Raw genomic sequence first — 22,542 nt, 5'->3', positions numbered from 1 at the left:
TTTGGCCCGCCGCGTGACGGGTGCCTCCGGTCTTCGCTTTCGCCGGCGGCGCGACGGCGAACGATCCAAGGACGCCTGCTCGTCTCCGGCCGGGTCGACGCCGCGGGTTGGGCGATCGCACATCATGTTCACATCGGAACAACCAGGCGAAGAGTTTTGCGAACGCCCGGGAGTTGCCTGTCCGGGTGCTTTCTTTTGCATCCCTCGCCCGTACCTCGTCTCGTGCCGCCCGGACGACTGGCCTCGCACGAGCTTCGACCCTAGTCTGGCGCGTGACCACCGCCATCCCCCTCCCCAGCGTCGATGAGACGATCCCTCCCCGGCTGCACGAGATCGGCGCATACCGCTTCCAGCGTTTCGTGACAGATCTGTTCGGTCACGAGCCCGAGATTGCGACCAGCAGCGAGTATGGGGTGAATGGGCAGGGCGACCGCGGAGTCGACGTCATCGCGCGCCGTCGGGACGGCGACGACGAGGTCGCGTCGTGCAAGTGCTATGAGACGACCACGCCGGCTCAGGTGCGGAAGTGGTCGGACGAGTTCTTGAAGCATTGGTCCGCGCACTGGCGCGACCGCGGGATTCGCCGGTTCGTCCTAGCAACCACCGCTTGCAACACCGCTCGACGCCAGATTCAGGATCAGATCGGCAAGGAGCGCGAGAGGTTCAAGGCGCTCGGAATCGCCTACGAGTTCTGGACGCCATCGACCATCGTGAGGAAGGCGGGTCCTCACCGGGTGCTCGTCATGAATTACCTGTCCGAGGAATGGGCGGTCCGGATTTGCGGCAGGATGGTCGAGCCCGGACTGACGACCTCGCCGGGATCGGCGTTGGTGTCGGAGGCGCTGATCGGACAGATGCTGGAACTGCAACGGCGCTTTTCGAGGCAGGCGCTGCGGGCCGTGGACAGGGCCATCGCCGACCTGCGGGCGGGTCGCACGGGCGTGGTCCGCTCGTTCGTGGACGAGCAGAGACGGGAAGAGAACTGGCCTCAGCTGGAGGCATCCGCCCAAGCGCGGATACTCCGTCTGGCGGCGTCGCTCGCGGTTCGGGACGAGGATGTCGCACTGGCTGAGCGGCTGTCGGCTGAGGCGGACGCCATCACGCCTGCCGATGAGCCCCGCATCGCCGCCCACGTCGCCTTGCTGCGCTCCGGTCCGAGTAGGGCGCTCGATGTCCTCGGAACGGTGACCACAGCTGCCGGGCTTCAGCTCAGGATTGCACTCCTTGTGATGACGGGCGACGTCGAAAGTGCCGAAGCGGTCCTCGGCGAGCTCGCCTCCGTTGATCCGGGGGATGCCGAGACCATCAGGATGCAGGCGTTGGTGGCTCTCGCGGCCGACCGACGCGAAGAGGCCCTGGAGCATATGGTCCGAGCCGAGGCGATCGCGCCCGAGTGGACCGCGGTGCGCCAGCTGGGAGCGATGATCCGCTACGCCTGCGCCTTGTCGCCCGCCGTCCCACCGGCGTGGTTCCTTGCGCCAAACGCCTTTGACGGCTCTTTCGTCCGCGACGACGTCGTCAGCCAGGCAAGGCTCGAGGACGCGCTGCTGCTGCTCGATCTTCTTGTCATGACCGAACCCGACGTCGTCCACCACCGCATGTGGCGGCTCGCCGTCCTCAGCAGCATTCGGGCTCGTCGCGATCGAGCGCGGGATGAGGCGGATGGGCTTCTGATCCTGTCCGACGACGACCCCACGGTCGTCGCGTGGTGCGTCTTCCGCGGCATCGACGTCGATCTCGAACGCAGCGAGCGTGTCCTCCTCGATCGCTACGAGTGCGGCGCGGACCTCTCCACCGTTCGCGTGCTGGGCATTCTGCTGGCTCGGCGCGGTGAGCCGATCGGCGCCGAGACGCTCCGCAGGTCGTTGGCCATTCAAAGTGGCGACGCCCGGGATGAGGCAATGGACTGGATTGGGCGGCTGGACGCCGCCGGGTCCGTAGAAGATCCTTCTGCGCGGGTCCTGCGACGTGCGCGCGTCGACGGGGACTGGGGTCCCGCCGCGATACGCCTGGCCGAGCTGTTCGCCGCGGCGAAGCCGAATCCTGAGGCGATGCAGCTATCCGAGGGAGTGGCCGCCGCCGGCCGGGTGGCGATGCTCGTCGACCACGTCGCTGCCCTTCTCGCCTTCCGCAGCGCCGCCGCCGTGCGGCTCGCGGTTGACGCGTGCTACCGGAGCGGGGACGCGCCCCGCGCGTTAGCCCTCCTCGAAGCGCATGAGGCCGAGTTCGGCATCGCGTTGCCCTCGGACATGCGTCGGCTTCGTGCGGCCGCTCTTGAAAGCACCGGCGATCTGCCAGCCGCTTTGCGCGAGGCCGACGCGATCGCCGGTTCCGGCTCGGCCGGGGACCGGTTGTTCCGGGCCGAACTGGTGATCCGAACGGGGAACCTGCGTGCGGCCATACCCGACGTTAGGGGCGCATTGGACGCGGGACTTCTGACTGGCGATCATGCCCTGCGCTGGTCGAGACTGCTGCAGGCGGAGGAGCGGACGCTGTCGCGCGAACTGTTTGATCGAGCGGTCGCGACCGATCTGGACGACCGATACGCTGCCGCCGCGATGCACGATGCGCTCCGGCTTCAAGCGGAGGGGGCGATCGAGGCACTGACGTCTCGCGTCCATGCCCGTGCGGCAAAAGGCGCGTCGGACGTGCGGCTGCTGACCGTTGATGAGCTTCCGCGCCTGCTAGCGGAGCAGAAGTCGCATGACAACGAACTCGACCGAATCTTCCTCGACGGTGCGATCCCGGTCCACCTTCGCTTCGCCGACGACCCGACCCGGTTCGCGCTTCTCTATCTCGGACCGAATTCCCAGCCCGGCGGCGGAATGAACGCCTGGCCTATCAGGCACGGAGCCCGGCAGGCGGCGGTTGCCCCTACGGCTCCATGGTCGTCGTGGCGGCTGCACATGGACCTGACGGCGCTACTCGTCGCCGCGCGGCTCGATCTTCTCGACTTCGTGGAGACCAACCCAAACGGCGTCCGGGTGTCCGCCGCGACGCCGATGGCGCTTCTGGCGATGGAACTTGGATGCCGGGAGCACGGCGACGCCACCATCCCGGAGAGGATACTCGCGTCTTCAATTCGGCCGTCGGGAATCGACGAGGTCGATGCGACGGTGGTCGTCACCCGGCACCATCCATCGAGTGCCGGCGACTCGCCGAGATCATCTGTCTCATTGGCGGCGCTGGTGGGAGCACTGCGCGGTCGGCACGCGATCGTGGAGGAGGACGCGGCGCGTATCCTAGACGGGCTTCCCGACGCCGGTGGCGACGTCCCGCCGGCGGATGGAGCGGCGCTGCTGCTCGACGCCGAAGCGTTGCACCGCCTCGCGGCCGCGGACGCCCTTACGGCGGTAGCGGCGCGATACGATCTGCGATGCGACGGCACGCTTCTCGACGAGGCGATCTTCCGGCGGGACCAGGCCGCGACCGCGTGCAGGATAGTGGGGACGCTTACCGCGTTGCGGGACCGGGTGGCGGCCGGTTTCGCATCTGGCCTATACCGGACCATCCCGGCTGCTGCCCTCGATGCCGGCCGGGATGACGAGGAGGATGGCGAGCCGGGTGAGACGCCGCTGACGCTCTGCTTACGCGACGTCATCGCGGCACCGGGGCTGGATGGTGCCGTGGCCTGGATCGACGACCGCCTGTTAACCGGTTATCCGCGCACGGCGTCGATGCCCGTCGTCGGGGTTGCCGAAGTCCTCGAGGCCCTCGTCGCCGAAAGGCGTCTTGCGCCACGTCGCCGGGACAGGGCGCTCGACGATCTGAGGAGCGCCGGAGCGCTCTTCATGATGCCGTCGCCAACGGAGGTACTGCATGCTCTGCGCGCGGCTCCGCGTCATGGGCAGGTCGTCGTCGAGACGCCTGACCTCGCTGCGAAGCGGCGTGCCATAGCCCATTCGGCTGCGCACGAGGTGCATCTGGCGGTAGGGCTGGCTCAATCGGATCGGCCTGACGAGACGCAGCCCTTGCACGCGGGGATGCGTCTGCTCGCGACGTGCCTGAAGGCCATCTGGCTGGACGAGACGCTGACGTTCGACGCCCGGGTCGCATGTTCGGACTGGCTGTGGCTGAACGCCCGTCGCAAGCGGCTCGGCCGCTCCATGCCGGATGAGGATACGCGAGACGCGCAGCCGCGCTTCGAGATCATGCAGATTGCCCACTGCCTCGATCAGGCGGTCGACATCGGAATGCTGGACGATCGCCGTGGGGAAGTCCGTGAATGCTACCTCCGTTGGCTCTGGCTCCGCGTGGTCGAGACGATCGCCGATGTGGACGATACCGTCGTCCCGAGACTGGGAGGCTATCTCGCCGACTTCTATGCCGCGCTCTTGGCGAGCCGTGATGCGCACGGAGTGCGTGATCGCCGGGTCATGCGCACCCTGATAGCGCGGCGAATCCGTGCTCTGCCGGAGGTGGTGCAGACGGAACTCTATCGCGACCGACGGATGGCGGCAATCGGGGTCTGCCGTGAAGCGATCACGATCGGCTCCATGTCGTTCGCGCCCGAGGTACTCTGGCGCGAGACGCGCCGAGCCCTGAAGTACGGACGCGGCCGGCTTCGCGCCGAAGCAGGCCCCACCGGCCGGCGCCTCCTAGTCCGACTGCGTCGGGACGGCAGAAACGTGATCATGACCGGGGCGGTTCGCGTGACGCTCGAGGATCCTACCTTATGGATCGCGTGCCTCGACGGCGAGACGCGGTCAATCGCGATAGCGGAACTAGTCCGCGACCTTCGGCTGGACGCCGTCTCGGCCGATCGCGCGCACGCTGAAGCCGTGGGCGCACGCACGACTGCTGCAATGATGAGGGTGCTCCAGACCGTGCGTGCGACGTCGGCCGAGGCTCGCCATTCCAAGACCGCGGCGATGCTCGCCCGGCGGGAGCTCTTCAAGCTGGACGCGTTCGCGCCGGCTCCGTTCGCGTCGGTCCTCGCATCGCTGGGCTTCGAGGACACCTCGGCTCCGTTCCCTGCTGCGTGGGCGGCGGCGCAAGTGAACCGCGGCGCCGCTGATCCGGTGGCGGGACTGGTCGCCACAGCCGGGATTCCGACCCGAAGGCAGCCGCTCGACGCAGCGTCGTTGTCTGCGGCGGCCCCCCGCGCCAGGACTCCGCTCGCGATTACGCACGTCATCGCGGCGATGCGCGCCGCCGGTGCCGATACCGATGTCCTGGTTCGGCTCGCCGAGAGGTTGCTGGCTGCGATGACGGACGCCGGACCGCTCTTCGTCGCCCTGCTGCGCTGGACCCAGCGCTGGTTCCTTCGCGATGCGGCGTGGCGTGCGGCACCGACGGCCTATCAATTGGCGGCGATTTGGGGCCATGCCGACCGGGTCCTGGACGTCGTGCTGGGTGGAGGACTCGCGCCCGAAAAAGTGCGCCTCGGCATCGAGAGTTACGAGCCTGCGGCGGCCGGCGTTGACCTGCTTCTGCTTCAACCCGCGGGTCCGCCGGATGTAGCATGGCCGTCTTGGATGTCGCCGGCGGCACTCCTCCACCACGCGCTAGCGGCGGCGTTCGGCGACGACGATTTCCGTTCGACGCTGGACGCGGATTTGGCCGAGAGGCTGATCGAGGCGCAGCTTGAATCCACTTCGAGCATCGTGGCCATTGAAGGGCTCCTTCTCCTCCGGCGGTCGACCTGGCCGAACGCCATGGGGTCGTTCCTCTCGGCTAGCCCTCGGGGTCTCGACGAGGGCGGCTTCGACAGGCCCAAGCTCCTCCGACTGCTCGTCGGCGGCGCACTTGGAGTCCTCAAGCGCGATCCCGCGGACCACGGCGCCTGGCTGCAGCTGGGAGCGTTCGCGCTGGCCGGCATGGAGACCGACGAGGCTGAGGAGGTCGCGACCCTGTTGTCCGCCGACCCGGCCCGGCCGGTGCGGATGGTAGCGGCCAATGCGGACATGGCGTTCTGGCGGACGCTGCTGCAGCCAATTGCCTGGCGCGACGCGGCGATGGCCGCCGACCTGATGGTGAGTTTCGCGACGGCCTGTCGGTGGCTCGAGCACAGTACTGCGCCTGGAGGGCTGCCGGCAATCGCTCCCGCTCAAGCGGCGGGGGAGTTCGTCGAGATCGGCTCCATCATCGCGGCGTGCGCCGGCGACGACCGCGAGAACGCGTTCGTGAATCTGATCGATCGCTGCTCCCGCGCGTGGCCGGCACTGACCCCCGGCCTGCACGGCATCATCGGCGACCTGGTCGCGAGGACGCCGGCTGGACGAGCCGCTCGACTGTGGCGCCTGCAGAATCTGCTCGGGTCCCGTTGAACCGGGCATCGGGTTGCGATCCTCTTCTGTCGATGTTCGGACCGCTCGTCGGATGGCGGCGATCGGACTGGTCGCCTTTCAGGGAATGGCCGCTTGAAGCGATCACCACGCTGGCATGACCAGCCTTCCTGCCCGGACCAGACGGATCGGGCGTGTCTGAAGAGCCATTGGATCATCCGGGTAATCGGTTTCCGCCTCGCCATCCGTGGACCGCACCCGGCCGACTCGGTGCCATCCGCATCCGGTGCTGGGTCAAGTCGAGGCGACCGGCAGTAGCGCGCCATAGTCGTCTGCAGACCCGCGATGTCTGCGCTCGCCAAGGAACCTGATCAATCGTTCACCTAGAAGCAAGCCGTTCCGGGTCTCGCATTCCCACACGACGAGCTTGCTCCAACCAAGTGCGGTGGCCGCCAAGTCGAGGCGCGCGTCGCGTTCGCGATTGCGGGCGAACTTTTCCTCCCAGAAGGCTGTCCGCGTCTTCGGACTACGGGATAGGTCGCAGCCGTGGGCATGCCAGAAGCATCCGTGGACCTGAATGCATTTGCGACGCGCAGTGAACGCGATGTCGGGTCGCCCCGGCACCGCTGCGAGCTGGGTGCGATAGCGGTAGCCCAGTTCGTGCAGGAGTCTGCGCACTGTCCACTCGGGCTTCGTGTCCGACCTTCGGATTCGCGCCATGTGCGCGCTTCGTTCCTTCGGAGACAGGCGGTCAACCACGAAGCCGATATAGTCGGCCGACCGGCGGCGTCAAACACGCGTCGCCGTGAGCTTCATCCCCTGCCGACCGGATCGACCACTGTGGTCTCCTAGAAGCGGATTGACCTTCGATCCGACCAGCAGACCGGCAAGGATCAGCGCGGCGTTCCGCTGGAGCTTGGGGACCCCGGGCAGGCGCTCAGCCTCCTCACCGTGCTGCGACCGGAGAGCGGCGTCGATTAGGACGCTGGCTTCCCCGACATGAGCCGAGAGGCCCGCCGTCAGCGCGGCCCCTATCTCGTCGAGCTTGTCCAAGAGCATGAAGGCGCGAGTACCACCCGGACCCCGGTGGGCCCAGAGCGCCTGCATGTTGCCGATGTCGGCTGATCGGATGAACCGAGACAAGTCGTCCAGTCGGGCCGAGACGATGTCCCTCATCGCGTCGGACATCCTCGCGGTCAACTCGCCGTCGAGCGATCCGTCGAGCTTCAGGCTCTGGATCGATTTGGACGTGCCGAAGTAGAAGGCGACCCGCCATCCCACGATGTCGTCGTCGAGCAAGTTGCCAAGTTCGAAGCGCACACCGCTCTTGAGCTGCAGGCTCGGGATCGCGAACTTGAAGTTGCGGGTCGCCGGATACCTGCCGCCGATCCGATCGGGCGGGGTCACGATCGAAATGGGACCCGGGCGTCTCAGGCCGGCGGCGGCCGCCGGCAGGCTCGGGACCTCGGCCGCGATGTGACCCTGCAGTGCATGACCGACGAGGTACGTGATCGCGGGAGGAACCGCGTTCCCGATCATTCGCAACTTCTGTCCGTAGTTGGCCCCGTAGAACTCGAACGTGATGGGAAAGCCCTGCAGGCTTGCCCGTTCCCGCAGCGTCAAGCGGCGGACCGTTCCGGACCCGTCTGTTGGGATGACGATGCTCTCGCGCGACACGCGCGTGCAAGTGGCCGTGATGGTGCGGACGGGTCTATCGAGCTGATCGGGGAACGGCATCGCGTTGTAGACCGTATGGGTCACCTTGCCGGCGCGGTTGATGCGCACCTCCTCCGAGGTGAGCACCTCCTCCTTGATGTGGTCAGTCAGATCGGTACCGGCGATCCGAAGCCCGAAGAGCGGGTCGACGACGGGATCGGCCGCGAGGGCGGTCACGACGTCGCCCAGCGTTCGATTAGTCGCTCCTCGCCTGTAGGAAGCGAAGAGGGCGACGTCGAAATTTCCTGCGAGGCATCGGCGTCGACGCTGGGGCAGACCGTATTCGGCCATGTCGATTATGTGCGTGATGCAGCCGAGGTGCAGGAAGTCCTCGAGCACCCCGCCGGGCTTGAGTTCCGCCTCGATTATCTTGGCAACCCGCGGAACGTTCTCCATCGCCCATACCCGGGGTCTGAGATGATCGACGATCCGCAGGAACCGGATGACGTCCTCGAGGCCATCGGCGATGTCTCCCCCGCCACCCCGGTTGCTGAACGAGAATTGCGTGCACGGCGGACTCCCGACGACGATGTCGATGTCGCTCGGCAGGTCCTCCAGCGCAAGCCGCCGGATGTCGACCGTTTGTGCCTGGTGCGAGTTGTTCTTGAAATTCGTCTCGTTTGCCGGCCCCCATCTCTCGTAGGAGGAGACGACTTCGATGCCGGCCAGCCTCAATCCGAGCGACCAGCCCCCGACGCCGGAATAGAGGTCTACGGCCCGGGGTCTTTTGATCGTCACGAACACGGCCTTCCTGGTCATCATGTAAGGTTGAGGCTTCTTGAATCGATGTTCGGGAGGCCTGGCAAGATCTTTCGCGCTCGGGTCCGGGTCGTACGGGATGAAGCACTGTGCGCGAGACAGCGTCGCGACGGCGGATTGCGGCGAGAGGTCCCCTGTCGAGCGCGGAAAGCCGTCGCGCACCATGTCGATGCCGGGTCGAGGGCGCACCCGGCGCCGGCAGGCGACCGGTCTAAGACCGCCTTGCGGGACACGGTGGCTCCCCCTTCAGCCGGAAAGGGGAACGAGCCGATGCCGGAGATCACGGACGTCCAGCGGCCTGCGTCCATGTCCATCCCGGGCCTACATCGCCAAATCCAACCCTACCTTCGTGTCGCGATGTGCTAGGCTGCCGCCGCGGCGCTCGACGGGGGCATCGGACGGGATCGCCGGGATCGCATTGCTCGCTTGCGACGTCGAACGGGAGGTTGCTTGGAGACTGAACACACCGGCTCTGAGGACGTGGCCGACGTCGAACAGGTCGCCGAGGACGAGGACGACCTGTTAGAGCTGCTATCGGATGGAGACGACGTCGACACCGACGAGTTCGCGAGGATCGTCCGGCCGGACCTCATCGCGAAGGCGTATCACGCCCTTTCCGCCGATGCACAGAGAGGCGGCGGAATACTCTCGCGCGGTGATGTGAACCGAACCTATCTTCGGCGCAAGCTGTCGATCGCGGAGTGCGTCGAGATCGAAGCCCTCCTCACCGTCGAGGGTCATCGGGTCGTCGAGGATGACGACGACCCGTGCGACGAGGGCGATCCTGCCCTCGCCAAGGGCCGTCGCAGGTTCAGGTATCTCAGCGAGAGCGAGGAACGGGAGATGGGGGCGCATTCAGCTGGCGTTACAACTGCCTCGGGACACGGCCGGTCTGGATGCAACCTATGTCACCCGGGTGCTGGCGGATGCGGATAGGGCGAGGGCGACGTTCCTCGCCGGCAACCTCCGATATGTGGAGAAGCTAGCCCGACGCCGCGGCCAGAGGAAGCATCTCGCGCTCGAGGACCTTGTGCAGGAGGGCGTCATAGGTCTGTTGCGCGCGACCGACCTCTACGACCCCGAGCGCGGCTTTCGATTCAAGACGTACGCGACCTGGTGGATCGAGCAGCGGATTCGCAGGGCCATCGCCGACGGCGACCGCGTCGTCCGTCTTCCGGTCCACCTTCAGGAAAGGATTGCTCGCATAAGACGTGCGGAGGCGAGATGGACATTGGTCAACGGGAAAGCGCCGACCAGCGGGGAACTTTCCATCGCCATCGGGATGGACCCGGAACGTTTGATGAAACTGCTTTGGCGCGTCCAAGCCACGGATTGCATCGAGGGAGACGCGCCGGTCGGCGAGGACACGACGCTGCTCGCTTTCGCCGTCGACCAGACCGCTTCGGCCTTCGACGTCGCCTCGCACAGTCAGCTTCAGGAACGGTTCCGGGACATCCTGACGACGTTGACGGCTCGGGAAGAGCGCATATTGAGGATGCGGTTCGGGATAGGCCTCGATCGCGACCACACCCTCGAGAGTGTAGGTCGCGAGTTCGAAGTGACCAGGGAACGGGTTCGTCAGATCGAGGCGAAGGCCCTCCGGAAGCTCAGTCACGTCGTCCGCAGCAAGCGGCTTCGCGGCTTCCTGGACAACTGACGTGGCACGATACATCGGTCTCGGATCAGACGAGCCTCAGGAGGATTCCGAACGGCGGGTTGCCGATGCCCTGCGTCGTCTTCCCGACGGGTGGGTGGTGCTGCACCACGTCAGCTGGCAGTCGCGACGCGGAGGTCGCCAGGGCGATGGCGAAGCCGATTTCGTTGTCCTTCATCCCCGCAGGGGATTGGTGGTCATCGAGGTCAAGGGCGGGGGCATAGAGGTCGACCACGGACGATGGATGACCACCGATCGCTTCGGCAAACGCCATGGGATCAGGAATCCCTTCGAACAGGCGACCTCCTCGAAGCATGCTCTGGTCGCATGGCTGAAGGAGCACGGCGTTGGTCCGCACATCCGGGTGGGCCACGCGGTCGTCTTTCCCCACATGGTCGACGTTCCGTCACTTGGACCCGCCGCGCACGCTCGGATCACGATCTCCAAGGCCGACCTGGTGGATATCGATGCCGCCATCGAGCGCTGTCTGACCCATTGGTCGCTGGAAGCGAACCTCGAGCCGAGGGAACTCGAAAGGGTGATCGGCTTGCTCGCGCCGACCGTTTCAGCACCTCCGACGCTGTCCAGCGCCAGCGGAGACGCCGAAGCCAACCTCGTCGTTTTCACGGCCGAGCAGATGGAGGTGTTCTCACGCCTCCGCGCTCAGCGCGGCGGTTTGATGATCGGCGGTGCCGGGACCGGGAAGACCGTCCTGGCGATCGCTCGTGCACAGCAGCTGGCCAAGGATGGCTTCCGGACGCTGCTCGTCTGCTACAACGAATTGCTCGGTGCCGAGCTTAGCGGGCGCATCAGCAGAGGTCCGGGGCTCGCCGCCGGCACTTTCCACGCTCTCTGTCTGCAGGAGGCGCGCCGCGCGGGGATGGTCGTGTCGAACAAGCGCGATCAGGCGTGGTGGGAGGACGAGGCGCCTTCCCTCCTCATCGACGCGTGCTCGCGCAACGAGACCATTTACGATGCGATCGTCGTTGACGAGGGGCAGGATTTCTCGCCGATATGGCTCGACGCGCTTCGCTGCGTGACACGTGGTGTCGAAGAGGCGCCGTTCTTCGTGTTCGCGGACCCGCTTCAGGATCTGTGGCGACGGGGTTGGGACCTCAATGCCGACTACCCATTCGTCTGGCAACTCACGCGCAACATGCGGAACACGCTTCCGATTGCAAGGCGGGTCGCCGCGATCCTCGGAGGGGATTCGCAAGGCCGCGGGGTTCCCGGACCTGATCCGATCTGGAGATCGACCGACGGGCCGGCTCGGGAAAGGGACGTGGTCGACGCGGTCGAGAAACTTCTGGACGAGGGGTTCGGTCCGAAGAGCCTCGTCGTCCTGTGCGGATCGGCGCGCTTGGCCGAGAGGTTGAGGGAGCGCTCGATCGGTCCGTTCTCGTTTGGACCATGGGGAAGCCGCGGCATCCCGGTCGAGACGGTCTCGCGGTTCAAGGGCCTCGAATCGCAGGCGATCGTGCTTGTGCTGGACGGCCCGTCCGCCGCCGACGGCCTCACGTCGGCCTATGTCGGCATGAGCCGCGCCCGGAGCGTCCTTGTCGTCGTGGGCGATCCGGGCGACCGAACGCCGCTCAGGTGGGAGACGCGGTGATGTCGAAGTAGCCGCGACCGCCGGCGAGAGCCTTGCGTGAGAGCCGCGTGTTGAACATCCGGCACGACGGCTCCCCAAGATGCAGGCAGACCGCACATGCCGATCCCGTATCCTCGCACCCCGGATCCAAGGCGCATCGATGTTCGTCGTCGACCATCCCGTCCAACAGGTGATGCAAATCGGATTCAAACAGCGCCTGCAACCCGCCCAGCACGAAGTCGCCACGCGCGGCCGCATAGACGAAGAACGATAACGCGGTCGGCAGCACGACCTCCGACAGGGCACTCCGCTCGATCCCGGCGAAGACCGCCGCTCGTTTGATGAAGGCGTGCGAGATCGAGTGAACGAGCTCGATCACGCTCTCAGTGAGGGGATTCGGCCGGTCCATCGGTCCCATCGCCGAGAGGATCGCCTCGGCTGCCTCGCGATCTCCGGAACATCCGGGGAGCGCAAAGCCCTGCCTTATCAGCCACTCGAGTATCCGCGTCGGTTCGAGTCTGATCAGCAGGGCCTCGGTCTGCGCCAAGTCGCCGTAGATGACGTATTCGCCTGTGTTCTGACGATAGGTGCGCAACCTGCTGTCGCCTGGGTTGGGTTTGCCGCGGGTGTAGCCGAATTGCGCGGTCAGCACCGGGAATCGGTCGATCAGCTCGATCCGTTCAAAACCAGCGCGTCGCAGTGCGCGAGGGTATGCTGACCGGTATTGATCGCGCAGCGACTCCGCCTTCGATCGATGCAACAGGTCGGTGATCGTGATCCGACTCTCGAAGGTCGCCAATGCCACCTGCTTGGCCTGACGTTCGGCGTCCGCCCGGAGCTCCGGGTCAAGTGGCACGGTCCTGCTGCGGGGATCGGCGGTGGCGGGCATCGCGGCGATCATGGCGGTGATCGTCTCGTCGTCGAATCCCCGGTCTTCTAGGAGCTTCCGGATCGACGCGGGGTTCTGGGCCGCTGCGGATTCAGTCAGCCGCCTCCCCACCATCCCCTCGAGCATCCATTCGAGTGCGCGTTCTCCCCCTCCCGCCTGCTCGATGCGGAGGAGTATCTCGCGCCGCGGCGGATTGATCATGCTGATCCCGCGTGGTTTGAAGACGTTGCCCGATCGGTGGACCGTGAAGGAGAGCACCCCGCCCAAGGCGCAGTCGCAGGACGCGCCGAACCCGCGGTTCAGGAAGCTGCCCGGGGGGCATTCGGGACAGTAGAAGATCAGTTCGGCGGCAGATGCCGTGCCGGGAAAGCGGACGGCCCGCTGCTGGTGTTGAGGACACTTCCTCACATATGGGGTCTTTATCGCCCCGCAGGCTTCATGATACCCGACGAAGGGTAGCTGGCCGCGCCGCGCTGTCGAACCGCATCTGCATCTTCCGATGGCGTCATCGTAGAGCCGTTTGCATCGCTGGCACATGAAGAGCCGGGGGAAGGGTTCGCAGAAGACGCCCTCTTCGCGATTCAAGGCATGCACCCGCACCGGTTTGTGCGCCAGCAGGTCGTCGACGAAACCACCGTCCTGGCTGGGGTCCGCATCCTTCCAGGGGTAGGCGGCCCTGATCAGTTCCTCCCTGAGCGCCGCGGTGTCGATCGTATTGACCGTTTTAGGTTCATTCCACCTCTTCACCTTCCAGATGCCACCCGCGGCGTCGACGGTTTGCTCGGGCAGGTGACCAAAGAGCATCTGCGAACCGCTGCGCATCTCCCTCATAGCGTGCTGTTCCCCTTCAATGGTGCCTGCTCCTCCACATCGCGAAGCGACATCATCGGCGCACCGGTCGGGCAGGCGTCCGAGGGAAATCTCGCGTCCGCCGGTGGTTCACGCAGGTTACGTGCGAAACCTGCGAACCAATCGTGCAATTGAGCCCGCATGAACTCGTCGTCATCGTCGATCCCGATGTCGGCCGCGATCGCCGCCTCGTCGTCGGCAAGCATTCCCGTTCGAGCCTGAGCGTATCGGTTAAGGTCCCGGATCGTCGTGAGGCGCGCGTTGGATGCCGGCTCATGGATCATGTTGATCCTGGCCATCTCCAGACCGGATATCGTCCTCTCCAGGACCCTGCGGCTCTTCCGGGTGATGGGAATCGGCTCGACGAACCGATCGCCGTGCGAGACGAACTCCGGGAACGCCCTGTAGACGCTTGCGTCGCGCTCCCTGGTCATCTTGGGGACGACGACGACCAGCGCCGGCCACTTGCGACCGACACGGGCCGTCGCCTGTATGAACTCCGCGACTCCAAGCGGGAATGCCAGCATTATCATGATGTTGAGGCGATCAATATCGACCCCATGAGACATCATAGAGGATGCCGCCACCAGGTGCAGCCGGTCCTCGTAGCGCTCTTCGGGACTCTCCAGCCGATCGAGCGTCCGCTTCACCTCTTCGAAGCCAACCCTACCCGTCAACGTCGCGACGTTCGGCGGCGGATCGAGTTCGGCGTACTGCGTCTCCGACGAACGGACCACCGCGTCTATGTCCTGCAGCGTGTTTCCGTAGACGACGTTCGTACCGTAGAGATTCACGAGGAACGGGGCGAGACCGGCATCGATCCCCATTTCCTCGCACAACTGCTTCGGATCCGACGCCAGCTGGCGAATGGATCGCTGCAGCGTCACGATCAGACGGTCCACGACGAATTCGACCGTCAGCCTGCGCGGCGCGAACGCGACGTAGCGGCGCATCACCCGACCCGAGTCCGCGGCCCAGAAGCCTCTCCCGTCGACGGGCGACGGCTGGGGGAACACGCGCGCTTCTCTCCGATAGAGGACATCCACCTGCTTCGCATATCCCGAAAGCGTTGCTGAAGAAGCCAGTATCTTGGGCTTTCGACCTGTGAGTTGCTCCTGGATGCCGTCGAGCGCGCATTCGTAATGCGCATCGACGGCACCGAGGCTGTCTCGAAGGAGATGCAGTTCGTCCTGTAGGCGGAAACTCACCGGGTAGAGGTCTGAAGCCATCGGCAGTGGCCCAGGAGCACCTCCGCGGCAATCCGGAACGAAGCATCCGTTCGGAAAGGTGCTGCGCGTGGCGTACGTGTATCCGTGCCCGGGGCTCTTGCACTTGCCGTGAGGGCTGGCGACGAGCCCCCGCATGCCGGTCTGACGGGCGATATTCGCCGCCTTGTCCAGCGTGCCGATCACGATGGTTGGAAGGAAGCGCCAGATCTCATCGTCGACGACATGGAGCGGTAGTGGTGCACCTCCGGTAAAACACCCTTCGTTTGAACAGACGTGATCGAGACGCCACAGGACCCGATCAAATCTCGTACCGATCGTACGTTCGCGACAGAACGGGCATCGGTCGAGCAGCAGATATGGATTTCGCTTCTCCTCCAACGAGTCCGCGTCGATGCCGCGCTGAGATGCCTCCTTCAATATGCGGTTCGGCGTGGCCGTGCCGCCGACGAGGAATCCGAGTGAGAAGGGGTCTCCTGACAGCTTGACGTCGAGGCGGACAATCTCGGCCGCAGCCAGCGCGTTCGCGAAACGCTGCGTCTGCTGAAGCGACAGCAGCCGCAACGGGAACCTTGACCACGCCGTCACACCGGAGACCTTCCCGCGCATCCTGTCGAGGAACGCGGCGGTCAGAAGCAACCCGAGATACGTCTCGGTCTTGCCGCCCCCGGTGGCGAACCATACGATGTCGACAATCTCCGCCTCCGCGATCGGATCGATCAGGCATTGCAGGTTCGCGAGCAGGAAGGCGAGCTGGAAGGGCCGCCACTCGTCGTATCTGCCTGCAGCCGAAATCCGCATAGCCCGGTTCATCAATTGGAACGAGCTGCGGACGAGTTCATGCGTCTCCAGGTAGACTACTCCGGACCGGATGCGCTCCAATTCGGAACCGAACTCCTTCTGCGCTTGTCCGGCCTCGTCGCGCATCCCGTCCGACCAGTCTTCAAGGTCGGCACGTCGTTCGAGCGCCGCGTCGGACCAGACGTCGAGGGACCAATCCTCAAAGCAGGTGAGGATGTCACGGGCGCTTTCGACCGGATTCGCCGCCAATCCGTCGAAGGTTAGATCGGGCTTCTCTGTCGCCGAAGGCCAGAAGGTCGGCCGCTCCTTGATGTGGCCCGGACCATCGCTGGTGCGGATCGTGCCGTCGGCCTCGATCTCGAAGCCGCAATTGATGCCGTAGGCCTGGACCTTGCGGTCGTATCGGAAGGAATCGGGGAGCGTCTCCAGTTCGAACGGCAGACGCCGCAGTCCCTTCACCTGCATCTCGGTCTCGAAGAAGCGGCCGTCCGCATGGTCGGCGATCTCCTGGCTCGTGTTGACGAACGTGATCTCCAAGGCCCGTGACAACGGCGGACGACCGGTAATGCGGACCCGTATGTCGCCGCTCAATCCGGAAACGCCGATTGCGACGAGCGCGTCAGTGATCGCATCCATACAGAATATTTGATCTCCTGGCCGATCCTCGACGACGATCGGCCTGCAGATGACCGCCGGTCCTGTCTTGTCCCATGCCCACCGGGTCCCGCCGCCATCGTCGGCCCGCCGCCTCCTCCAGAGGCGGGCGCTGACCTGCACTTCGAAGGACAACGGGAACTGCGCGGCTGGCCTGATGCGCAGTCCGATCGCACACGGCTCCAATCTGTCCTGGCGCTCATCCGGACGTGTCACGAAGTCCTTCGGCCCAAGCCGACCGAGCCAGAACCGGCCAGTCGGATCGAACCTTGAGAAGTCCTCCTCGTCGCCCCGCGCCTCGATCATGACGCGCCGCTCGAGCAATCCGACGAAGCGCTCGGCTGCCTGATAACGTGCATCTTCCAGACTTGGGTCTTCGATCCGATCCGTCACCGCCGCTCCCTCCTTGCGTGCCTATCGCCATCGGCTTGGAAGCCGACACGAGAGCACGCCGTCCTCCGCATCGACGTTACAGGACCCTGACCGGCATACAGGTCCGCGGATCGAGGCGTCGGGCGTCGCGACGATTCCGTCACCTGGGCCACTTGCACGTCGTTGGGTCGGAACGGCAAGCGATCAGACGTTGCTGCTGGGCTATGACGTCGACTTCGGCCTTGATTTCCGCGGCCCTGGTCGCCGCGGCCTGGTTCGGACCGGAGAGGCCGGCACCGATCACGTTCAGTGCCTGTCCCGCCCCGGTATTGGACCCGTACTGCAGGCTCTTGAGTGATCCCGTCTCCGTGAAGTTCGCCGATAAGGACTTCTTCCTGAACACGAGCGGGCCCGGCAATGGAAGATAGTAGATCGTCCCGAACGTCGCGATCTCCAGTTTGTCCTTCCAAACCCCCTTGTTCTCGCGACCTGAATCGATCTCGATCAAGACTGAGCCTGGTTCCTTCGCCGCAATGATCGGAATCCTCGCCTTGTCCAAGGCGGCAAGTCCCGGATCGATGTCGGGATCGCTGAATGGCGCCTTGGGAATCTCATGTCCCAACACGGTCGCGTTGACGCTTCCGACTCCCGCCCCGAGCTGCTCGACGAAGTAGGCGCTGTCGGGGGTGGCCGGGATGGGCTGCGATTGCCGGGGTGACGCTTTGAGATTGACCAAACCCTCGTAGATCAACGTGAGCGGCTTGTCGCCGCCCAAGGCCTTGACCTGCTGGCAGGTCGCCGCCGGATCGGACGCTTCGAGACCGATGCCGGCTCCGAACACCGTCGTCGCTATCGAGATGACGGTCTTAAGGATCGCTTCGCCCTGTCTAGTTCTGCTCGCATTGATCGCTGAAAGGCGTTTGCCGTCAAGAATTCGAATTTCACGTCCGTTTCCGAGAAGGCAACCCTGAGCCGCTGCAACCGGGCGGTGCGGTAGTCGTCGGGGTCCGCGAACGATCGGACTATCGGCGTGACCTGATTCGGCTCGATGAGGTTGTTCTGTTTGTCCCATGCCATTACCCGGATGAGCCTGAACCTCACGTCGCTGGTCGGAAGGTAGTAGCCGACCGTCCCACCGGGGAGGTGAGCACATCCCGAGATGCCGAGCGCGGCCAGAACTGAGCAAGTCCATCGGTTCGACTGTCTCACCATGTGCCCTTTCCTTCGCTACGACGGTAGAAGGTAACATCGTCCTGAGCACAACGACGATCATTGAATGATCGGGACTTCCATCGCTCAATCTCCAAGATAGGTGTCGTCCTCGCCGCTATACCCGCGACTGGAGGGCGGCAGTTCCAGCCGGTAGCGGACCGAGACCGCCATCGGCGGCACTCGTCTGTCGCCGAAGGCAGATTGGGCGAGCTCGACGGCCTGACCGCGAACACCTCTTCGCTTCTCTCGAATCGCGATTGCCTTAGAACAATGGTTCGTGGGGAAGGCTCGCCATAACCATTGCAATGGTCGCGATCGTGGCGAAGAAGACCAGCGCCTGTGCTATCCGCTCGGCTGCCGATCTGGGATCGCAGGTGACTGCGACAGCGAGGACGAGCGTCAGTAGATTGAGCAGAAGGGCAGTATGCAGGTTCAACCCGATGTGAAGGTGACTGGCCATTATTATCCTCCATGAATGAGACTTCGCTGTCCGCCTCGGAATTCATCACCGCCCTGGTGGCGCTTGCCGTCGCCGGGACCGGATGGGTGACCCTTCGCCTGGCGAACCGCAGGCTCCGTTCCGAGCGGGCAATTCCGATGATAAAGTCGGTCGACGCCGGTCGAGCCGGCCGGGTCAACGTCGTCATCGAGAACTTCGGCGGAAGGACGGCCCTCGACGTGAGCGTATCGGTCGCTGGCGACGCCAGGCTCGTGATCGGCGGTCTTCGCGGTGGCGAAAGCGTGAGGGTAGACCTGCCGGCGGTTGGACCGGTGGACATGGACTTTCGCGACTCCGGTGGTGGCCGACATCGGATCAGTCGGACAATTGCAACTGACGGCTACGCACCCTTCGTCGCCATTCGCCCGAAACGGTCAATCTGGGCCCGTCTTCTGACGTTCTGCGTGATCGGTCGCGATGACTGAGGGCTGGCGCACCACGATGGAAGAGCTTGGAGTATTACTCGACCGCACGTCGGCGGCGTGAAGCGGGCACGGCGGTTCTACCTTGTGAAAATCTATCCAAGGGCGTCTCACGGTTGAACCGATGATGGCCATAGCGGCGTCGGATGTCCCGTGCAGCGCCTTCGGCCTTAGAATGCGTTGGGGAGCTGCTCCATGTTACTGACTCCTAAAATATTTTCCTGCCAAATACTGGCCAACTGTTTTTAGTTAGATTGATATTTTTTTTAACCAAAGACATAGATGCGGTGTAGGCGTGAACTGATCGACTGATGCGTAAGCATTTCGCCAAGCGGGCGTTTACTCGAACCTGCAGCTATTTGAGACTATCGAGCAAGCTCGATTGTTTGATGTGTTGGTTCGAGCGGCGGCCACGCGTGTTGATCGCCACCGACTGATCCCCGACTTCACCCCGTGGCGACTCTGCTTGCTATCGGGCGCGGCCAAGGATCGATCCTGGGCTGCGGGAGGCCGTTGATGTGGGCGAGCCGGCTCCCTTCTGCGAACTTCTGGATTACGCGGTCGTCGCTAGCGAGGTCGTCGTTCGGCCGCGCGGCACCGACGTGTTTAGTGTCCACATCTCCGCTCGCCTTTTGGGCCCTTTCGGTTGTCAATGACGAGTCCACGCTTGGGGGCAACAACAAGGAGCGAACCATGCGTCTGCACATCTACGTCACGACCGCGGTGCTGCTGACCCTCGCGTTCGGCGGCGGGTTGCTCTCCGCTGCGCCGTCCAAAGACGCGAAAGGCAAGTTCATGAGATGCCCTCCGGCCGCGGCGGCACCGGCAACCCGTTGCCGGACGGCCAAGGCTGCGTTCGCCAAGTGTGAGACGCCGGGCGGGAGGCCCGTCTGATCCGCCCCTTACGGGCTGACTTCGTCTGCCGTAAGCGGGTAAGATGAAGTTCGCGGTCGTCGAAGTCGATCTCTGCGGCCGTTTGATCCTGCTTAAGGCTCACTACCGGGTCGAATAGCAGGGCATTACCGGCGTCACTGTCCTGCCGATCGTTACGGCATTTCCTACACCGACTTATGTGATGGTCGTCCCCCTAGCAGCCTGCTGTCACGGACCCGCTCCGGCCGCGACGGGCTCCGATCTTCAAGGGATCGACGCCGCGCCCAGCGGTGATCGGGTGAGAGGTGGGGCAGTCATCCGCCGGCGCGTCGGCCCCTCAGGCATGACATTGCCGACTACTGCTTTGCCTTCGTCGTTGACACCAAGGGCTGGCACTGGCTCGCATCCTTAGCGGCATCAGCCGGCGACTGACGAAGACCCTCGGGATCAGACGGCTGGCACGGCCTTGGAGAGGTCCGAGGTGACGACGACTGCGGCGTCGGCGATCGACGTCAGTTGCTCGGCCATCGCGCGAAGAATGTCGGGAAGGAGTCGATAACGGACAACCTTTCCCTCGCGGTCGGACGCGACCATGCCGGCGCGGGCGAGGATCGCCAGATGGGTCGACATCGTGTTGGGCGGGGTGCCGACAAGCGCGGCGAGTTCCCCGGCGGGGAGCCCGGCGGGCCCTTCCGCCGCCAATGATTCGACGACCCGCATCCGCGTCGACTGCGCGATCGCGCTCGCCGCCTCGATCAACCACTTCGTTTCCATCATTCCGGAATATCAGACAGAAAAGAAAAGACAACGAATTTACATTTCGACGCTTCTGGAAGCGTTGACATGTAGTGTTCGGCTCCCATGTAAGGGGCGTTGCGGTCACGACCCGACCGCATCGCCTGGGCCGAGATGCCCGACAAAAATGAGGAAGCCGCCGATGACATTGCAACTTCGCGACACCGCGACCGCCTTTACGCCAATCGCCTACGAGGACCCAACCAGCCACGATCTCCCGTCGGATCAATCCGTTGTTACGACCGGGCGCGGACTCTGCCGCATGGCGATGGTCGCCGCGGAAGCCGCGGCCAGGTTCCAGCGTGAGGGGGCGGATGTGGACCCCGTCGCCTGGATGTTGGCGCCGCGGCGTCTGTTCGAAGGTGCCTCCGCGTTGACCGCGTGTCTCGAGGAGCGAAACTTCCTCCGTGCCTCGCTGCTCCATGGGCTGTCGATCGGTCTCGACGCCGAACCGGCCGACATCGACGAACTTCTCAGCGGCGGCTCCGACGACGACGGTCACGACGTCCACGACTTCGCCGACGAGGACATCGACTACGCCGAGGAGCGGGAGGAGGCGGTGGGAACCGACCTGAGGCCAGGGGATCTCCGTCTCTATACCGCTACGATCGCCCACGTCGGCGATGGGGTAATCGTTCACGCGTTCCACGCATCCCTCGCCTGCACTGCCCGAGAGATCGACGGTCGACTCCGCCGCCGCTTCGGCGCGGCCCTGGCCGCCGAGGCCACGATCGTCTCGGGCTTCCGCAGCGGCGGCGGTCCCGTCGCTGCACTGGTTTCTCCGCTGCTGGCCGAGATGCTCCGCGACGTGGCCGCCGATCCGTCATCACCTATCGCCGCCGGTCTCGACCTCAACCTCGAGCAGCGCTTCGACATGTGATCGTCGGCGCCCGAGCCTCGACGACCGCTGACCGTCCCGGCCGCCGGCCGGGAATGACGCCGCATCGGCGGCCCCAGACCAATGGAGATCAAGATGGGCGACTGCACTCTCCCTTGTCCCCTGCGTGGGATGCATGACGTTCCCGAAGACTTCCGCGTTCTGCGTCGCCTGAGGCTTCCCGACGGTCAGGCCCGGCGCGTGGATGCGGACGAACCCCGTTCCAGCGTCATGACCGACCGCGAGATGACTGGCCCCGTGGGACGGCTAGATCGCGATGACGTCGTCGGATCCGTCGCGCTCGAGGCCGGGCCACCCTCGACGTCCGTCGGCGTCGTCCTCGACTGCGAGACGACGGGCCTCGACCCGGCCACCGACGTCATCATCGAGTTGGCCGTCCGGCGCATTCGCTACGACCGAGACGGACGCATCCTGAAGATCGACCGCCTTCGTTCATGGCGCGAGGATCCCGGCCGGGCCCTGTCCGACGAGGTCGCGCGGCTGACGGGGCTGACCGACGCCGATCTCGTCGGCCGGATGATCGACGACGACGCGGCCACCGATCTACTTAAATCGGCCGACCTCGTGATTGCCCACAACGCACGCTTTGACAGGGGATTCGTCGAAAGGCGTCTTCCCGACGCCGGCGGACTGGCCTGGGCGTGCAGCTGCGCCGAGATCGACTGGGCGGCCTCCGGCTTCGACGGCCGATCACTCGGATGGCTTTTGGCGCAGGCGGGCTGGTTTCACGACGGTCATCGGGCCGGGACCGACGTCGATGCGCTTGTCACGCTGCTGTCGCACCCCATGGCAGATGGCCGGACGGCGCTCGCCGAGCTGATCGAGAGCGCCGCCTGCCCTTCGGTGAAGGTCGAGGCGATCGGGGCCGACATCGGCGTCAAGGACGCGCTCCGGCTTCGTCGCTACCGCTGGGACCCCGACGTCCGTCTCTGGTGGAAGGAGATCCCGGGGGCCGAACTGACCGCCGAGGAATTCTGGCTCGCCGCGAACGTCTACGGGATTGACCGCCGCGCCCGCGCCATGGGTCCGCGGCTCACCGAGGTGACCGCCAGGGACCGCTACCTCTGATCAACCCGCGATGAATGCCGCGATCATCGTCGCGGAA

15 protein-coding genes are annotated in these 22,542 nt (G+C 65.0%); 8 read left to right on the top strand and 7 right to left on the bottom strand.

The features are described 5' to 3' along the window. Positions 1 to 272: 272 nt before the first annotated feature. Complete coding sequence (locus KTC28_RS04995) at positions 273 to 6,269, top strand: tetratricopeptide repeat protein (RefSeq protein ID WP_216709989.1); 5,997 nt, start codon at positions 273 to 275, stop codon at positions 6,267 to 6,269. A 252-nt stretch (positions 6,270 to 6,521) separates the two neighbouring features. Here KTC28_RS04995 and KTC28_RS04990 read toward each other — a convergent pair whose 3' ends face one another. After that, on the bottom strand, positions 6,522 to 6,947 hold the full coding sequence (locus KTC28_RS04990) for a very short patch repair endonuclease (RefSeq protein ID WP_216709990.1): 426 nt from the start codon (positions 6,945 to 6,947) through the stop codon (positions 6,522 to 6,524). A gap of 69 nt (positions 6,948 to 7,016) precedes the next feature. Then, a complete protein-coding gene (locus tag KTC28_RS04985) occupies positions 7,017 to 8,867 on the bottom strand; it encodes a DNA cytosine methyltransferase (protein WP_216709991.1) in 1,851 nt (616 codons plus the stop codon). Positions 8,868 to 9,152: 285 nt separating this feature from the next. Between KTC28_RS04985 and KTC28_RS04980 the strand changes: the two genes are divergently transcribed. Genes KTC28_RS04980 through KTC28_RS04970 form a run of 3 tightly spaced genes read left to right on the top strand, consistent with a single transcriptional unit; the run spans position 9,153 to position 11,968 of the window. After that, positions 9,153 to 9,638: a hypothetical protein gene (locus KTC28_RS04980; protein ID WP_216709992.1), complete on the top strand. Its 486-nt coding sequence runs from the start codon at positions 9,153 to 9,155 to the stop codon at positions 9,636 to 9,638. Next, entirely contained in the window at positions 9,619 to 10,359 is a 741-nt protein-coding gene (locus tag KTC28_RS04975) for a sigma-70 family RNA polymerase sigma factor (RefSeq protein ID WP_216709993.1), read from the top strand. Before KTC28_RS04980 ends, KTC28_RS04975 begins: the two co-directional genes overlap by 20 nt. Before the next feature lies 1 nt (position 10,360). Further along, a complete protein-coding gene (locus tag KTC28_RS04970) occupies positions 10,361 to 11,968 on the top strand; it encodes a nuclease-related domain-containing DEAD/DEAH box helicase (protein ID WP_216709994.1) in 1,608 nt (535 codons plus the stop codon). Here the strand turns inward: KTC28_RS04970 and KTC28_RS04965 are convergent. From KTC28_RS04965 to KTC28_RS04950, 4 genes are all read right to left on the bottom strand, one after another. Then, on the bottom strand, positions 11,949 to 13,667 hold the full coding sequence (locus KTC28_RS04965; protein WP_216709995.1) for a DUF8724 domain-containing protein: 1,719 nt from the start codon (positions 13,665 to 13,667) through the stop codon (positions 11,949 to 11,951). The genes KTC28_RS04970 and KTC28_RS04965 overlap by 20 nt on opposite strands. Further along, positions 13,664 to 16,759, bottom strand: a complete 3,096-nt coding sequence (locus KTC28_RS04960) for a helicase C-terminal domain-containing protein (RefSeq protein ID WP_216709996.1) — start codon at positions 16,757 to 16,759, stop codon at positions 13,664 to 13,666. The genes KTC28_RS04965 and KTC28_RS04960 overlap by 4 nt, the downstream gene beginning before the upstream one ends. Before the next feature lie 139 nt (positions 16,760 to 16,898). Further along, positions 16,899 to 17,579, bottom strand: coding sequence for a hypothetical protein (locus KTC28_RS04955; RefSeq protein ID WP_216709997.1), 681 nt, complete (start codon positions 17,577 to 17,579; stop codon positions 16,899 to 16,901). 633 nt (positions 17,580 to 18,212) lie between these two features. Continuing rightward, on the bottom strand, positions 18,213 to 18,410 hold the full coding sequence (locus KTC28_RS04950; protein WP_216709998.1) for a hypothetical protein: 198 nt from the start codon (positions 18,408 to 18,410) through the stop codon (positions 18,213 to 18,215). A gap of 11 nt (positions 18,411 to 18,421) precedes the next feature. On the opposite strand from KTC28_RS04950, the gene KTC28_RS04945 reads away from it, so the two are divergent. Both KTC28_RS04945 and KTC28_RS04940 read left to right on the top strand, forming a co-directional pair. Continuing rightward, positions 18,422 to 18,874, top strand: a complete 453-nt coding sequence (locus KTC28_RS04945) for a DUF8453 domain-containing protein (RefSeq protein WP_216709999.1) — start codon at positions 18,422 to 18,424, stop codon at positions 18,872 to 18,874. 690 nt (positions 18,875 to 19,564) lie between these two features. Further along, positions 19,565 to 19,765 (top strand): hypothetical protein, encoded by a 201-nt coding sequence (locus KTC28_RS04940; protein WP_255602281.1) that lies wholly within the window; start codon positions 19,565 to 19,567, stop codon positions 19,763 to 19,765. Between the two features lie 426 nt (positions 19,766 to 20,191). On the opposite strand, the gene KTC28_RS04935 is transcribed toward KTC28_RS04940, so the two are convergent. Further along, positions 20,192 to 20,521 (bottom strand): ArsR/SmtB family transcription factor, encoded by a 330-nt coding sequence (locus KTC28_RS04935; RefSeq protein ID WP_216710000.1) that lies wholly within the window; start codon positions 20,519 to 20,521, stop codon positions 20,192 to 20,194. Between the two features lie 280 nt (positions 20,522 to 20,801). On the opposite strand from KTC28_RS04935, the gene KTC28_RS04930 reads away from it, so the two are divergent. Further along, positions 20,802 to 21,419, top strand: a complete 618-nt coding sequence (locus tag KTC28_RS04930) for a hypothetical protein (RefSeq protein WP_216710001.1) — start codon at positions 20,802 to 20,804, stop codon at positions 21,417 to 21,419. 81 nt (positions 21,420 to 21,500) lie between these two features. Beyond that, entirely contained in the window at positions 21,501 to 22,505 is a 1,005-nt protein-coding gene (locus KTC28_RS04925) for a 3'-5' exonuclease (protein ID WP_255602280.1), read from the top strand. Positions 22,506 to 22,542: the final 37 nt, after the last annotated feature.

The organism is Polymorphobacter megasporae (genome assembly GCF_018982885.2).
In the GTDB taxonomy this organism is placed as follows: domain Bacteria; phylum Pseudomonadota; class Alphaproteobacteria; order Sphingomonadales; family Sphingomonadaceae; genus Polymorphobacter_B; species Polymorphobacter_B megasporae.
The sequence above is the reverse complement of the archived record's forward strand: the minus strand, read 5'-3'. Positions and strand labels throughout refer to the sequence as shown.

Excerpts from the sequence above, each read along its gene's own strand:
- KTC28_RS04990 (WP_216709990.1), bottom strand. The coding sequence starts at position 6,947 with ATGGCGCGAATCCGAAGGTCGGACACGAAGCCCGAGTGGACAGTGCGC.
- KTC28_RS04985 (WP_216709991.1), bottom strand. The coding sequence starts at position 8,867 with ATGGTGCGCGACGGCTTTCCGCGCTCGACAGGGGACCTCTCGCCGCAA.
- KTC28_RS04965 (WP_216709995.1), bottom strand. The coding sequence starts at position 13,667 with ATGAGGGAGATGCGCAGCGGTTCGCAGATGCTCTTTGGTCACCTGCCC.
- KTC28_RS04950 (WP_216709998.1), bottom strand. The coding sequence starts at position 18,410 with ATGGCCAGTCACCTTCACATCGGGTTGAACCTGCATACTGCCCTTCTG.
- KTC28_RS04945 (WP_216709999.1), top strand. The coding sequence starts at position 18,422 with ATGAATGAGACTTCGCTGTCCGCCTCGGAATTCATCACCGCCCTGGTG.
- KTC28_RS04940 (WP_255602281.1), top strand. The coding sequence starts at position 19,565 with ATGCGTCTGCACATCTACGTCACGACCGCGGTGCTGCTGACCCTCGCG.
- KTC28_RS04935 (WP_216710000.1), bottom strand. The coding sequence starts at position 20,521 with ATGATGGAAACGAAGTGGTTGATCGAGGCGGCGAGCGCGATCGCGCAG.
- KTC28_RS04930 (WP_216710001.1), top strand. The coding sequence starts at position 20,802 with ATGGCGATGGTCGCCGCGGAAGCCGCGGCCAGGTTCCAGCGTGAGGGG.
- KTC28_RS04925 (WP_255602280.1), top strand. The coding sequence starts at position 21,501 with ATGGAGATCAAGATGGGCGACTGCACTCTCCCTTGTCCCCTGCGTGGG.